Origin of the sequence: Pseudomonas citrullilanati, from assembly GCF_030580855.1 — a bacterium.
GTDB classification, from domain to species: Bacteria; Pseudomonadota; Gammaproteobacteria; order Pseudomonadales; family Pseudomonadaceae; genus Aquipseudomonas; species Aquipseudomonas citrulli.
The window spans coordinates 60,788-73,634 of sequence record NZ_JAUQOP010000023.1; the positions used below are offsets into that span (position 1 = coordinate 60,788).

Genomic DNA, 12,847 nt, shown 5'->3' on the forward strand with positions numbered 1-12,847 from the left:
CTGTATCGCGAGCAAGCTTTGCTCCCACGGCGCCGGGCGTCAGTGAATAATCCAACTCAACAACCACAACCCCAGTATCAGCCAGATGATCCCCATGACAATCGAGGCCCGCATGAAGGCGCGGATCGCCGAGTACAGCATCAGCAACCCGACGATCAGCGCGATGATGCTGATGATCGAGGTGTCCATGCCCAAGGTGCGCGCCAGGCCGTCGACGAAGTTGCCGCCGGCGTTGGCCAGGGTGTTGAACAGGCCGCTGAGCAGGTCGACGATGAAGCGGATCACCGAACCGAGCGCTTGGCCGAGCCATTCGAAAAAGCTTTCTACCTGCATGTGTGCATCCTGATTGAGGGGAACCGGGTTGGGGTTGCGTCTGATTGTAGGAGCTGCTGGCGTCACGATGGTTCGATTATGGGGCAAATCGCCACGCACCCCGAGAGGCTTGCCTTCGCCGGTCATCCCCCCGAAGCTATGCCCATTCAGGAGAGCCCGATGAACCTTGTTGAACTGACCGAACGCCTGCACGCCATTCGTGACCGTAACGATTGGCGGTGCTTCCACAGCCCGAAGAACCTTGCCATGGCCGCCAGCGTGGAGATGGCCGAGCTGGTCGAGATCTTCCAGTGGCTGACCGAGGACCAGTCGCGCCAGTTGCCGGCGGACAAGCTGGCCCATGCCGGGCAGGAAGTCGGTGACATCGTCCTGTACCTGTTGCTGCTGTGCAGTGAATTGGGCCTGGACATGGACGCCGTGGTGCGCAGCAAGCTGGCCGACAGCGAACGGCGGTTCGGCCAATGAGCGACCGTCATTTCGATCAACTGGCGACGCGTTTCGCCGAAAAGATCTACGGTGGAGCCAAGGGCGCGATTCGCCTGGCGGTGCTTCAGGCCGATCTGCTGGAAAGCCTGCCGGACCGCCCGCTACGGGTGCTGGATATCGGCGCGGGCCTGGGGCATATGTCGCTGTGGCTGGCCGAACGTGGCCACCAGGTCACCCTGGCCGAGCCGGCCGAACCGATGCTCGAAGGCGCTCGCCAGCGGTTTGCCGAGGCGGGGCGGGAGGCGACGTTCATCCAGGCGCCGTGGCAGGCGCTGCTCGGCCAGCTCACCGAACCCTATGACCTGGTGCTGTGTCACGCCGTGCTCGAATGGCTGGCCGAGCCCCACGCCATCCTGCCGGTGCTGCATCAACTCACGGCGCCGGACGGCTGGCTGTCCCTGGCCTTCTACAACCGCGACGCGCTGGTCTATCGCAACCTGCTCAAGGGGCATTTCCGCAAGCTGCGCAAAAATGACATGGCTGGCGAAAAACAGAGCCTGACACCGCAACAGCCTCTTGATCCGCGCGCGTTGGCGGCGCAACTTGAAGGCCTGTGGCAGGTCGAAAACCAGAGTGGCGTGCGGGTTTTCCATGACTACATGCCCGCGGAGTTCCAAGGGCGCGTGGCGCTTGATCAGTTGCTGGAAATGGAGCTGGCCCACCGGCGCCACCCCGCGTTTGCAGGGTTGGGACGTTATCTGCACTGGATCTGCCGTCCGCGCTGATCGAGAGGCACTGGAGAGCAACATGAAAGGTCGTTCAGGGGTGTTGGTGCTGTGCCTGGGGCTGGCGGCCTGCCAGGGCAGCAACCCGTATGTCGCCACGTCCAACCCGCTGCCGCCGGCGCCACCGGAAGCGGCCCAGGTGTTCGATCGCAGTGCGTACCCCGCGCCGCCCCGGGACTACGGTCGTTATCGCAGTTGGGCCTGGCTCGACGGGCGAATGCCGCCGGGAACCGCGTGGGCGGATTCGGCCCAGGTGGCCGAAGCGGTGAGTAACGCGCTGGACCAGCGCGGCCTGCGTCCATTGCATGACAATCGGCCGGCCGACCTGTTCGTCAGCGCCGACCTGCGCCTGGAAACCCGGCTGCGCCAGGTGCGCGATGACTACGACACCGGCTACTACGGCGGCTACAACCGCTATGGCCCCGGGTACGGCCCTGGTTATGGCATGTATCACACGGTGCCGGTGGTGCGCACGTATCAGGAGCAGGTCGTGGTCGTGCGCGTCGAGCTGTTCGACGCACGCAATCGCCAGCCGGTCTGGAGCGCCAGCGCCGAAACCCGTCAGCGTGAAAGCCAGGGTGCACGCACGGATGCCATTCGCGAAGCGGTGGAGAAAGCCCTGTCGGCTTACCCACCCAGTTGATCCTGCAACGGAGAAAAGCCATGTTGCGCCGTCTTGCCTTGTTGTCCTTTGCGCTGCTGCTGGGCGCCTGTGCCTCCAACCAGGTCAATCACGACTTCGACACCCGCCGCGATTTCGCGGCTTATCGCAGTTGGAGCTGGAAAGACCCGGCGCTGCAATACCGTCCCGATGACCCACGCATCAAGAGCGACCTGACCGAACAGCGCATCCGCCAGGCCGTTGCCGATCAACTCGACCAGCGCGGCCTGCGTCCGGCGACGTCGGGTGGGCAGGCGGATGTGCGGGTCCAGGCCTACCTGATCGTCGAGGATCGCCAACAGGAGGTGACCACTCAGTACGGCGGCGGTTGGGGCAGCCCCTGGAACGGCTATTGGGGCGGACCGATGTACAACGAAACCCGCAACATCAGCTACAAAGTCGCCACCGTGCAGATCGACCTGCTCGATGGCAAGGACGGCAAACTGGTGTGGCGGGGGAGCGATGAGCAGATCATGAGTGATTCGCCGAACCCGGCCGACCGCGACACGGCGGTGCGGGAGACGGTGGCGCGGATCCTCTCGGCCTACCCTCCGCGATAGCAGGCGCACACCGGGCGGGCTCTCTGAACGGGTGATGGGGGCGGGAGGGCCTCATCGCAAGCAGGCTCGCTCCCACAGTGGGTTTGGGCTGGGCCCCCTTGTGTGCGAGCCTGCTCGCGAAAGCGGCCTGTGGCCAATGCACGCCTTGCCGGCGTTGTCAGCCCGCCGGCCGCCATCCCCCCACCATATGTTCCAACTCTCCAGCCCCCATCAATCGCAAATCCCCGCTGGACCCCGCCGCGCTCGCCAGCAGCGTGACCTCGCTGGGCAGGCGCACTGGTTTCCTGAAGGCCACTTCTATTTCCAGGTTGGCTTCGGGCAAGTGCTGATCCAACGCCGCCAGGGTCCTGGCCTTGTTCCACAGGCCATGGGCGATGGCGGTCGGGAAGCCGAACAGCTTGGCGCTGGCGGCGCTCAGGTGAATCGGGTTGTAGTCGCCAGACACCTTGGCGTACTGCCGGCCGATGTCGGCCGGCGCGCGCCAGTGCGCCACTTCCACCAGCGCCAACTGGGTCGCCGGTGCGTCTTCCACTGGTGTGCCGTCGAGCTGCACGCCCCGGCACAGCATCTGGCTGTGGGCTTGCCACAACAGTCCCAATTGATCTTCCAGGCGGGTCACCAGGTCGAACACCGCGCCCTTGGGGTGGGCTTGCAGGTTCTCGACATTGACGCTGGCGCGCACCTGGCTGACCCCGCCCATGGGCCGCAGCACACGGATGCGGTTGTTCAGGTGGATCAAGCCGAGCAGCGGAAACGGAAAGTCCCGGTCGGTGAGCAACTGCATCTGCAGGGCGAACGCCAGGACATGGGGATAGGTCGGGGGCAACAGCCCGTTCTCGGTGAAGCCGCAGACCTTGCGATAGGCCGCCAGGCGTTGCGGGTCGACCTGGAGCATCTGGCGCAGCCCTTGCTCCGGCAAGGTCTTGCCAGTGACCTTGCGGCGCGTCGCCGCTTTCGCGTAGAGCGCGGTCATCGACGGTGCGCCGCCGACCTCATGCCACTGAATCGTCATGTCATGCTCCCAGCAGGCTTTGCCCACACACCCGCAGCGCTTGCCCGGTGACCGCGCCCGTGCCCGGTTGTGCAAGCCACGCCACGGTCTCGGCGACGTCCTGGGGCAGGCCACCCTGGCCCAGGGAGCTCATGCGCCGCCCGGCTTCGCGCAGGGTGAAGGGGATCTCGGCGGTCATGCGGGTTTCGATGAAACCCGGCGCCACGGCGTTGATGCTGATGCCCCGGGCCTGCAACGCGGGCGCCCAGGCCTGGGCCAGGCCGATCAAGCCGGCCTTGCTCGCGGCGTAGTTGGTCTGCCCGCGGTTACCGGCGATGCCGCTGATGGACGCCAGCAGGATCACCCGCCCATGGTCCCGCAGGGTGCCACTGTCGAGCAGGGCCTTGGTCAGCACCTGCGGGGCGTTGAGGTTGACGGCCAGGACCGCGTCCCAGAATTCCGGGGTCATGTTGGCGAGGGTCTTGTCGCGGGTAATGCCGGCGTTGTGCACCACGATGTCGACGCCGTCGGGCAAGTGTTCGACCAACTGTGCCGGCGCGTCCTCGGCGCAGATGTCCAGCGTCAGGCTGCGCCCGCTCAAGCGTGCGGCCAGGGCATCGAGGTCGGCCTTGGCCTGTGGCACGTCCAGCAGGATCACGTCGGCGCCATCGCGGGCCAGGGTTTCGGCGATGGACGCGCCGATCCCGCGGGCGGCGCCGGTGACCAGGGCCTTGAGCCCGGTGAGCGGCCGCGTCCAGTCCTGGACCTGGGTGTCGCAGGCATCGAGGCGAACGACCTGCCCTGAGACGAAGGCGCTTTTCGGCGACAGGAAGAATCGCAACGCACCTTCGAGCTGGGTTTCGGCACCGTCGCCGACGTACAGCAATTGCAGCGTCCCGCCCTGGCGCAACTCCTTGGCCAGGGAGCGGCTGAACCCCTCCAGCGCGCGCTGGGTGCTGGCGGCGAACGGGTCCGCGAGGCGTTCCGGGGCGCGGCCGAGGATGACCACGTGGGCGCTGCGGTCGAGATTCTTCATCAACGGCTGGAAAAATTCCCGCAGTTGCTTGAGCTGGTCGGCTTGCACCAGGTGGCTGGCGTCATACACCACCGCCTTGATCTTCGGGCCGTGGCCGGGGATCCACTCGGTGCCCAGGCCCGGTTCGCCGCCGTAGACGAAAATCCCATCGGTCAGGCGCTTGGCGAACGTGCCGACCTGTTCGGTCAATGGCCCGCCGCCCAGCAGCAACGCGCCTTCGATCGGTCGCAGCCGCCCGGCCTGCCAGCGTTCCAGGCGCACCGGCGAAGGCAGGCCAAGGGCCCCGACCAGACGCAGGCCAACGGGCGAATTGGCGAAGTCGATATAACGGTCAGACATGGAACACACTCCGGCTGATGAGGTTCCAAGTGTGGACCATGATTGGCAATCAGTCGTTCGATCGCCGGGATAAAGCCTACGCTTGTGCAGGGAACGGCGTTTTCCTGGCCATTGCGTATTCGAACCTACACGGGGAGTTCTTCATGACACAGCTACGCCGCGTCGCGATCATCGGCGGCAACCGCATTCCGTTCGCCCGCTCCAACGGGGCCTATGCCACCGCCAGCAACCAGGCGATGCTGACTGCCGCGCTCGAAGGACTGATCGAACGCTACAACTTGCACGGCCAACACATTGGCGAAGTCGCGGCCGGTGCGGTGCTCAAGCATTCCCGGGACATGAACCTGACCCGCGAGTGCGTGCTGGGTTCGCGGTTGTCGCCCACCACGCCGGCCTACGATGTGCAACAGGCCTGTGGCACCGGGCTGGAAACGGTGTTGCTGGTGGCCAATAAAATCGCCCTCGGGCAGATCGACAGCGCCATTGCCGGCGGCGTGGACACCACCTCGGACGCACCGATTGCGGTCAACGAAGGGCTGCGCAAGATCCTGCTGCAAGCCAACCGTGCCAAGACCACCGCCGACAAGCTCAAGACCTTCCTGCAATTGCGGCCCCGGCACCTGCTGCCCGACCTGCCGCGCATCAACGAGCCGCGCACCGGCCTGAGCATGGGCGAGCATTGCGAATTGATGGCCCAGACCTGGCAGATCCCCCGTGCGGCGCAGGACCAGTTGGCCCTGGAAAGCCATCAGAAAATGGCCGCGTCCTACGCCGAAGGTTGGCAGAACGACTTGATGACGCCGTTTCTCGGACTGACCCGGGACAACAACCTGCGCCCCGACCTGACCCCGGAAAAACTCGCCGCCCTGAAGCCGGCCTTCGAGAAGAGCGCCAAGGGCACCCTGACGGCGGGCAATTCCACGCCGCTGACCGATGGCGCCTCGCTGGTATTGCTGGGCAGCGAAGAGTGGGCCAAGGCCCAGGGCCTGCCGATCCTGGCGTACTTGCGCGACGGCGAAACGGCGGCGGTGGATTTCGTCCATGGCGCCGAAGGGTTGTTGATGGCGCCGGCCTACGCGGTGCCACGCTTGTTGGCGCGTAACGGCCTGGCCCTGCAGGATTTCGACTACTACGAGATCCACGAAGCGTTCGCCGCCCAGGTGCTGTGCACGCTGAAGGCCTGGGAAGACCCGGATTACTGCAAGGCCCGCTTGGGCCTCGATGCCCCGCTGGGCGCCATCGACCGTAGCCGCTTGAACGTGAAGGGCAGCTCGCTGGCCGCCGGGCACCCGTTTGCCGCCACGGGCGGGCGCATCGTCGCCAACCTCGCCAAGTTGCTGGATGCCGCCGGGCGCGGCCGCGGGCTGATTTCCATCTGCGCGGCGGCCGGCCAGGGGGTGACGGCGATCATCGAGCGTTGAGGACCGCCGCGTCCGCTTGGGCGACTTGTGCCCGCCGACGGCTGGCGTAGCGCTCGGCGAGGATCGAGCAGACGATCAACTGCAGCGGGTGGTAGATCATGATCGGCAACAGGATCAGGCCCAGCCCGGGGTTGTTGCCAAAGATCAGCGCGGCCATGGGGACCCCGGCGGCGAGGGACTTCTTGCTGGCGCAGAACACCGCCGCGATTTCGTCGGCGCTGCTGAACCGCAAGGCGCGCGCGGTGCGGGTGGTCATCCACAGGATGATCGCCAGCAGCAGCGCGCTGCCCAATGCCGCGGTGAGCAAGAGGCCGTTACCTTGTTGCTGCCAGATCCCCGACACCATCGAATTGCAGAACGCCGCGTACACCAGCAGCAGGATCACCAGTTTGTCGATGATGCCGGTGTAGCGTTTGTACCGCCCGAAGAACCCCGCCAGCCAACGCCGCAGGACCTGTCCGAGCACCAGCGGAAGCAACAGCATCATGCACAGGTCGAGCAGGGTCGAGCCCAGGTCGATGCCTCCGGCGCCGCGCCCGACCACCAGGCTGACCAGCAACGGTGTCACCACCACCCCCAGCACGCTGGACAGGCTTGCGTTGAGAATCGCCGCCGGCACGTTGCCGCCGGCGCTGCCGGTGAGGGCCACGGAGGATGAAATGGTCGAGGGCAGGGCGCACAGGTACAGGAAGCCCAGCATCAACAGCGCCGGGACGTGGCTGCCCACCAGCCAGTGGCTGAGCAGCCAGATCAGCGGGAATACGCCAAAGGTAAAACCCTGCACCATCAGGTGCAGCCTGGTGTTCTTCAGGCCGTGGCGGATCTGCTCGCCGGACAGGTTGACCCCGTGCAGGAAAAACACCACGAAGATGCCGATGTTGACGACCCACTCGGCATGCATCGCGCCGCCGGTGGCACCGAACGTTGGAAAGAAATAGGCCAGCACCGTGGCCAGGACCATGCCGCAGAGGAACCAGTCGGTCACGATCCGTTTGAGGTGTCGGAAAACAGGCATAGAGCACCGCAAGTTGTAAGAAAAGTCGACTTAGCCTACCGTCGTCCCAGACAGTCGTCTTGCGACATAAGGCCAATCAATGCCGACTAACGGACACCAGCAGCTCGAACGCCGTATCCCCGACCTGACGCAATTGCCGCGGCCGCTCTACGCCCGTGTCGAGAGCCTGAACGCCGGGTCCTGGACCCAAGCCCACCGCCATGACTGGGTGCAGTTTTCCTACGCCATCAGTGGCGTCCTTGGCGTGCACACCGCCGAGGGCAGCTTCTTCGCGCCGCCCCAGCGGGGTATCTGGATCCCGGCGGACCTGGAGCACCAAGTGGTGACTTCCACCCGTGCGGAGATGCGCAGCCTGTATGTCCATCGCCAGGCCTGCCCGTGGGCGGACGGACGTTGTCGGGTACTGGAAGTCACGCCGCTGGCACGCGAGCTGATCAAGGTGTTCTGCCAGTTCCCGGCGGATTACCCCCAGGACAATAGCCAGGAAGAACGCCTGGTGCAGGTGTTGCTGGACCAGTTGGCGACGCTGCCGGAAGTGGGCTTTTCCCTGCCGTTGCCGCGCCACGCCCGCCTGCTGGCGCTGTGCAACGAGCTGATCGAGCAGCCCGAGCAGACGGTCACGCTGCACGCCTGGGCGGAACGCCTGGGGACGTCGGAGAAGACCTTGATGCGCTTGTTCCAGCGTGAAACCGGCTTGAGTTTTCGCGCCTGGCGCCAGCGCATGCGCTTGCTGTCGTCCCTGGGCGGACTGGAGAAAGGCGATAGCGTCACCCGTGCGGCGCTGTCCTGTGGCTACGATTCAACCTCGGCCTTTATCGCGGCGTTCAAGGGCATGTTCGGCTTTACCCCGGGGGAGTTGTTCAAGCATTGACCCTGGGCGGCACAGGGTTGTCAGCGTTTGTAGCAAATGCCCTGGCGCTCCGTTGCCGGTGCCGCGCCTTGCCCGGCTCTGATTCGGCGTGCCGGTTCGATCCGGCACAGTGTGTGCATCGCAGCTCATAGGTCGGCAACCCCTCCCCGTGGAGCGAGGATTGCCGTATAACGACTGTCATTCGCGTGTTCGGTAATGAAGGACCCACAATAAAAGCTGATGAAGACTCCAAAACGCATTGAACCCCTGATCGAGGACGGTCTGGTCGACGAAGTGCTGCGCCCACTCATGAGTGGTAAAGAAGCAGCTGTTTATGTGGTGCGCTGCGGCAACGAGTTACGTTGCGCCAAAGTCTACAAGGAGGCGAACAAGCGAAGTTTTCGTCAGGCGGCCGAATACCAGGAAGGCCGCAAGGTGCGTAACAGCCGACAGGCCCGGGCCATGGCCAAGGGCTCGAAGTTCGGGCGCAAGGAGGCCGAGGACGCCTGGCAGAACGCCGAAGTGGCGGCGCTGTTCCGGCTGGCGAACGCTGGCGTGCGCGTGCCCAAGCCGTACGACTTCCTCGAAGGTGTGCTGTTGATGGAGCTGGTGGCCGACGAGTACGGCGATGCCGCGCCGCGCCTGAACGACGTGGTGCTGGAGCCGGACCAGGCCCGCGAATACCACGCGTTCCTGATTTCCCAGATCGTGCTGATGCTGTGTACCGGGCTGGTGCACGGTGACCTGTCCGAGTTCAACGTCCTGCTCACCCCCACGGGCCCCGTGATCATCGACCTGCCGCAGGCGGTGGATGCCGCGGGCAACAACCACGCCTTCAGCATGCTGGAGCGGGACGTCGGCAACATGGCCTCGTACTTCGGCCGGTTCGCCCCGGAGCTCAAGCGCACCCGGTACGCGAAGGAAATGTGGGCGTTGTATGAGTCCGGTACCCTGCACCCGGGTAGCGTGCTGACCGGCGAGTTCGACGAGCCGCAAGAGCTGGCGGATGTCGGCGGGATCATGCGCGAGATCGAAGCCGCTCGCCTGGATGAAGAACGTCGCCAGGCCGTCCGCGCCGCCGACGACGCCCCGCCCGGCAAGGCCGAAGAACCGCCTCCGCCCTGGATGCAATGAAAGCCCGGTCCCTAAGTCCACTCAACTTCTGTGGAGCAACGCTGTGGGAGCGAGCCTGCTCGCGAAAGCGATGGACCTGGCGACAGGTATGTTCGCAGGGGCGGCGCCTTCGCGAGCAGGCTCGCTCCCTCAGCGGTTCTGGGGGCTCCGGCCACCTCAGGCGGCCGGGCTGCAACACCCCGAGGCCAGTTCCTTGAGGATCGGACAGTCCGGTCGATGGTCGCCGTGGCAGTGATCCACCAGGTCCTGGAGGGTGTCGCGCAGTTCGGCCAGCTCGCGGATTTTCTGGTTCAATTCGTCGATGTGCTGCCGGGCCAGGGCTTTCACATCGGCGCTGGCCCGTTGGCGGTCCTGCCAGAGGGCCAACAGCTTGCCGACCTCTTCCAATGAAAACCCCAGGTCCCGCGAACGCTTGATGAACGCCAGGGTGTGCAGGTCGTCGGCGCCGTAGATCCGGTAGCCGCTGTCGGTGCGGTGGGCCGCCTTGAGCAGGCCGATGGATTCGTAGTACCGGATCATCTTCGCACTCAGGCCGCTCTGGCGGGCTGCTTGGCCGATGTTCATCGCTTGTCCTCCAGCGGCTGGGGTGTCCAGAACTTCAACAGTAACGCATTGCTCACCACGCTGACGCTGGACAGGGCCATGGCCGCGCCGGCCAGCACCGGGTTGAGCAGGCCGAATGCCGCCAGCGGAATGCCGATCAGGTTGTAGACGAACGCCCAGAACAGGTTCTGGCGGATCTTGGCGTAGGTCTTGCGGCTGATGTCCAGCGCGGCGGGTACCAGCCGCGGATCGCCGCGCATGAGGGTGATGCCGGACGCGTGCATGGCCACATCGGTGCCGCCGCCCATGGCGATGCCGATATCCGCGGCGGCCAGGGCCGGGGCATCGTTGATGCCGTCGCCGACCATGGCCACCACCGAACGCGCCTTCAATTGTTCGACGAGGGCGGATTTGTCCGCCGGCAGCACCTCTGCGTGCACGTTGGCGATGCCCAGCGCCTGCGCCACCACCCGGGCGCTGCCCTGGTTGTCACCGGTCAGCAAGTGGCTGGCGATATGACGCTCGGCCAGGGCTTGCACGGCCGCCAGGGCACCAGGCTTGAGTGTGTCCCCGAATGCGAACAGGCCCAGTACCCGGGGCGCCGGGGCTTGTTCGATCAACCAGGACAGCGTGCGGCCTTCGCTCTCCCACGCCTGTGCCGACGCCTCCAGCGCGCCGGGGCCCAGGCCCAGGTCTTCCAGTAGGCGCCGGTTGCCCAGCGCCAGGCGGCGTTCGTCGAGGTTGCCGGCGATGCCGCGGCCGGTCAGGGCTTGGCTATCGCGGATGTCCGGCACGCTCAAGCCGCGCTCGCCGCAAGTGTCGAGCACCGCTTTGGCCAGGGGATGCTCGCTGCCGCGTTGCAGCGCGCCGGCCCATTGCAGCAGGGTGTCCTCGCTCCCTTCCACGGCACTGAAGTGCACGATGCGCGGAGTGCCGGAGGTCAGGGTGCCGGTCTTGTCGAACACCACGGTGGCAACGGCATGGGCCCGCTCCAGCGCTTCGGCATCCTTGATCAGGATCCCGTGGCGCGCGGCCACGCCAGTGCCGGCCATGATCGCCGTCGGCGTCGCCAGGCCCAAGGCGCAGGGACAGGCGATCACCAGCACCGCCACGGCGTTGATCACGGCTACTTCCAGCGGCGCGCCGTACAGCCACCAGCCCACCAGCGTGGCCAGCGCCAGCAGCAGCACCACCGGCACGAAGACCTGGCTGACTTTATCCACCAGTTTCTGGATCGGCGCCTTGGCGGCCTGGGCGTCCTCCACCAGGCGGATGATCCGCGCCAGGACCGTCTCGGCGCCCAGTGCCTGGGTGCGCACCAACAGCCGGCCTTCGCCATTGATGGCGCCGCCGGTGACCTTGTCGCCGGGCTGCTTGGGCACCGGCAGGCTTTCGCCGCTGATCAGGGCTTCGTCGGCGTGGCTCTGGCCTTGCAGCACTTCACCGTCCACCGGGAAACGCTCGCCGGGCTTGACCAGCACCAGGTCGTTCAAGCGCAAGGCGCTGATGGCGACGTCGCGCTCCTGGCCGTCGACCACCTGGATCGCCCGCTCCGGTCGCAGGGCTTGGAGTGCGCGGATGGCGCTGGCGGTCTGTCGCTTGGCGCGACTTTCCAGGTACTTGCCCAGCAAAACCAGGGCGATCACCACCGCCGAGGCTTCGAAATACAGGTGTGGCAGGCTGCCGGGGCGGGCGCTGGCCCATTCGTAGAGGCTCAAGCCGTAGCCGGCGCTGGTGCCCAGGGCGACCAGCAAGTCCATGTTGCCGGCCCTGGCGCGCACGGCCTTGAAGGCGGCGACATAAAAGCGTGCACCGAAGATGAACTGCACCGGCGTCGCCAGGGCGAACTGCACCCAGGCCGGCAACATCCAGTGCACGCCAAACGGCTGCAGCAGCATCGGCAATACCAGTGGCACGGCCAGCAGGATCGCCAGCACCAACGCCAGGCGTTCATGGTTCAGGTGTTGGCTTCGCGCTTCGGCGGAGGGCTCGACGGGGCTGATCTCGGCGTCATAGCCGGCGCGCTTGACGGCATCGACGAGGGTTTGCGGATCCACCTGGCCGCTCAATTCGAGGTGGGCGCGCTCGTTGGCGAGGTTGACGCTGACGCTGTCCACGCCCGCCACCTTGCTCAGGGCCCGCTCGACCCGCCCGGCGCAGCTGGCGCAGGTCATGCCGCTGATCGGCAGGTCGAAGGTGCTGGATACGGACATCGGTCTGGCTCCCTGTAGTGAAGGACTACAGGATCAACCTTGCCATGCGGGCAAGGTCAAGCGCCACCCGAACACTTGCCGATGCCCTGGGGAAGTGAGCGGGGTCAATAACCCAGGGCAGCCTGCTTGAGGAACATGCCTGAGTCGTTCATGGCGATGCGGAACTTCAGGATTTCGCCGGCCTTGAGGACGATCTCCTGGGAGCCCGGGGCAAGCATGCCGGGGTTGCACCCCGGTGCCTGGCCTGGCAGCAGTTTCAGGCGCAAGGAGAATCGGCCGGCCGGCAGGTTGAAGGAAGTGCTCTCTTCCTGGAACAGCCGGGCCGAGAGCTGGTCCTGGATATAGATGCCGATTTCGCAGGACGTCGCCACTTCCAGGCGCTCGCGGGAAATGATCAGCACGCCGTAATCCTCGGCCGATGCCTGGGGCACCACCGCTGAAAAACCGAGCATGCAAAACAGGCTGAACGCTGACCAGCGCATGGCTGAACCTCCGGTGTGGAATCCTTGATGTGTGCAGCTTGGCTGAGCCCGTTGCCGA

General features: G+C 65.7%; 14 protein-coding genes. 7 read left to right on the forward strand and 7 right to left on the reverse strand.

Annotated features, from left to right (window positions below; translation table 11 throughout):
• Positions 1 to 39: 39 nt before the first annotated feature.
• The gene (locus Q6A48_RS16200; RefSeq protein WP_304555125.1) at positions 40 to 333 is read right to left on the reverse strand and encodes a hypothetical protein; all 294 of its coding nucleotides are present in this window, start codon (positions 331 to 333) and stop codon (positions 40 to 42) included.
• A 159-nt stretch (positions 334 to 492) separates the two neighbouring features.
• Between Q6A48_RS16200 and Q6A48_RS16205 the strand changes: the two genes are divergently transcribed.
• The 4 genes from Q6A48_RS16205 to Q6A48_RS16220 are packed head-to-tail and all read left to right on the forward strand — an operon-like array spanning position 493 to position 2,765.
• Positions 493 to 798, forward strand: coding sequence for a MazG-like family protein (locus tag Q6A48_RS16205; protein ID WP_304555126.1), 306 nt, complete (start codon positions 493 to 495; stop codon positions 796 to 798).
• On the forward strand, positions 795 to 1,544 hold the full coding sequence (locus Q6A48_RS16210; RefSeq protein ID WP_304555127.1) for a methyltransferase: 750 nt from the start codon (positions 795 to 797) through the stop codon (positions 1,542 to 1,544). The genes Q6A48_RS16205 and Q6A48_RS16210 overlap by 4 nt, the downstream gene beginning before the upstream one ends.
• Before the next feature lie 22 nt (positions 1,545 to 1,566).
• Entirely contained in the window at positions 1,567 to 2,187 is a 621-nt protein-coding gene (locus Q6A48_RS16215) for a DUF4136 domain-containing protein (RefSeq protein ID WP_304555128.1), read from the forward strand.
• Positions 2,188 to 2,207: 20 nt separating this feature from the next.
• A complete protein-coding gene (locus Q6A48_RS16220) occupies positions 2,208 to 2,765 on the forward strand; it encodes a DUF4136 domain-containing protein (RefSeq protein ID WP_304555130.1) in 558 nt (185 codons plus the stop codon).
• 157 nt (positions 2,766 to 2,922) lie between these two features.
• Here the strand turns inward: Q6A48_RS16220 and Q6A48_RS16225 are convergent, their stop codons facing one another.
• Together Q6A48_RS16225 and Q6A48_RS16230 are read right to left on the reverse strand one after the other, a co-directional pair.
• Positions 2,923 to 3,777: a MaoC family dehydratase gene (locus tag Q6A48_RS16225; protein WP_304555131.1), complete on the reverse strand. Its 855-nt coding sequence runs from the start codon at positions 3,775 to 3,777 to the stop codon at positions 2,923 to 2,925.
• 1 nt (position 3,778) lies between these two features.
• On the reverse strand, positions 3,779 to 5,131 hold the full coding sequence (locus Q6A48_RS16230; protein WP_304555132.1) for a 3-oxoacyl-ACP reductase: 1,353 nt from the start codon (positions 5,129 to 5,131) through the stop codon (positions 3,779 to 3,781).
• 143 nt (positions 5,132 to 5,274) lie between these two features.
• Here Q6A48_RS16230 and Q6A48_RS16235 point away from each other — a divergent pair, with 143 nt between their 5' ends.
• Complete coding sequence (locus Q6A48_RS16235; protein ID WP_304555133.1) at positions 5,275 to 6,552, forward strand: acetyl-CoA C-acetyltransferase; 1,278 nt, start codon at positions 5,275 to 5,277, stop codon at positions 6,550 to 6,552.
• Here Q6A48_RS16235 and Q6A48_RS16240 read toward each other — a convergent pair.
• Complete coding sequence (locus Q6A48_RS16240; RefSeq protein WP_304555134.1) at positions 6,539 to 7,567, reverse strand: bile acid:sodium symporter family protein; 1,029 nt, start codon at positions 7,565 to 7,567, stop codon at positions 6,539 to 6,541. The two genes, Q6A48_RS16235 and Q6A48_RS16240, sit on opposite strands and share 14 nt — an antisense overlap.
• A 79-nt stretch (positions 7,568 to 7,646) precedes the next feature.
• On the opposite strand from Q6A48_RS16240, the gene Q6A48_RS16245 reads away from it, so the two are divergent.
• Positions 7,647 to 8,438 (forward strand): AraC family transcriptional regulator, encoded by a 792-nt coding sequence (locus Q6A48_RS16245; RefSeq protein WP_304555135.1) that lies wholly within the window; start codon positions 7,647 to 7,649, stop codon positions 8,436 to 8,438.
• A gap of 219 nt (positions 8,439 to 8,657) precedes the next feature.
• Positions 8,658 to 9,551 (forward strand): PA4780 family RIO1-like protein kinase, encoded by an 894-nt coding sequence (locus Q6A48_RS16250; RefSeq protein WP_304555136.1) that lies wholly within the window; start codon positions 8,658 to 8,660, stop codon positions 9,549 to 9,551.
• A 156-nt stretch (positions 9,552 to 9,707) separates the two neighbouring features.
• On the opposite strand, the gene cueR is transcribed toward Q6A48_RS16250, so the two are convergent.
• The 3 genes from cueR to Q6A48_RS16265 form a co-directional block, all read right to left on the reverse strand.
• Positions 9,708 to 10,115, reverse strand: coding sequence for a Cu(I)-responsive transcriptional regulator (gene cueR / locus Q6A48_RS16255; protein ID WP_304555137.1), 408 nt, complete (start codon positions 10,113 to 10,115; stop codon positions 9,708 to 9,710).
• Entirely contained in the window at positions 10,112 to 12,307 is a 2,196-nt protein-coding gene (locus Q6A48_RS16260) for a heavy metal translocating P-type ATPase (protein WP_304555138.1), read from the reverse strand. The genes cueR and Q6A48_RS16260 overlap by 4 nt, the downstream gene beginning before the upstream one ends.
• Before the next feature lie 104 nt (positions 12,308 to 12,411).
• Complete coding sequence (locus Q6A48_RS16265) at positions 12,412 to 12,789, reverse strand: hypothetical protein (RefSeq protein ID WP_304555139.1); 378 nt, start codon at positions 12,787 to 12,789, stop codon at positions 12,412 to 12,414.
• Positions 12,790 to 12,847: the final 58 nt, after the last annotated feature.

Coding starts and splice junctions, on each gene's coding strand:
- Q6A48_RS16265 (WP_304555139.1), bottom strand. CDS start 12,789: ATGCGCTGGTCAGCGTTCAGCCTGTTTTGCATGCTCGGTTTTTCAGCG.
- Q6A48_RS16240 (WP_304555134.1), bottom strand. CDS start 7,567: ATGCCTGTTTTCCGACACCTCAAACGGATCGTGACCGACTGGTTCCTC.
- Q6A48_RS16220 (WP_304555130.1), top strand. CDS start 2,208: ATGTTGCGCCGTCTTGCCTTGTTGTCCTTTGCGCTGCTGCTGGGCGCC.
- Q6A48_RS16260 (WP_304555138.1), bottom strand. CDS start 12,307: ATGTCCGTATCCAGCACCTTCGACCTGCCGATCAGCGGCATGACCTGC.
- Q6A48_RS16250 (WP_304555136.1), top strand. CDS start 8,658: ATGAAGACTCCAAAACGCATTGAACCCCTGATCGAGGACGGTCTGGTC.
- Q6A48_RS16225 (WP_304555131.1), bottom strand. CDS start 3,777: ATGACGATTCAGTGGCATGAGGTCGGCGGCGCACCGTCGATGACCGCG.
- Q6A48_RS16205 (WP_304555126.1), top strand. CDS start 493: ATGAACCTTGTTGAACTGACCGAACGCCTGCACGCCATTCGTGACCGT.
- Q6A48_RS16235 (WP_304555133.1), top strand. CDS start 5,275: ATGACACAGCTACGCCGCGTCGCGATCATCGGCGGCAACCGCATTCCG.
- Q6A48_RS16210 (WP_304555127.1), top strand. CDS start 795: ATGAGCGACCGTCATTTCGATCAACTGGCGACGCGTTTCGCCGAAAAG.
- Q6A48_RS16245 (WP_304555135.1), top strand. CDS start 7,647: ATGCCGACTAACGGACACCAGCAGCTCGAACGCCGTATCCCCGACCTG.
- Q6A48_RS16230 (WP_304555132.1), bottom strand. CDS start 5,131: ATGTCTGACCGTTATATCGACTTCGCCAATTCGCCCGTTGGCCTGCGT.
- cueR (WP_304555137.1), bottom strand. CDS start 10,115: ATGAACATCGGCCAAGCAGCCCGCCAGAGCGGCCTGAGTGCGAAGATG.
- Q6A48_RS16215 (WP_304555128.1), top strand. CDS start 1,567: ATGAAAGGTCGTTCAGGGGTGTTGGTGCTGTGCCTGGGGCTGGCGGCC.
- Q6A48_RS16200 (WP_304555125.1), bottom strand. CDS start 333: ATGCAGGTAGAAAGCTTTTTCGAATGGCTCGGCCAAGCGCTCGGTTCG.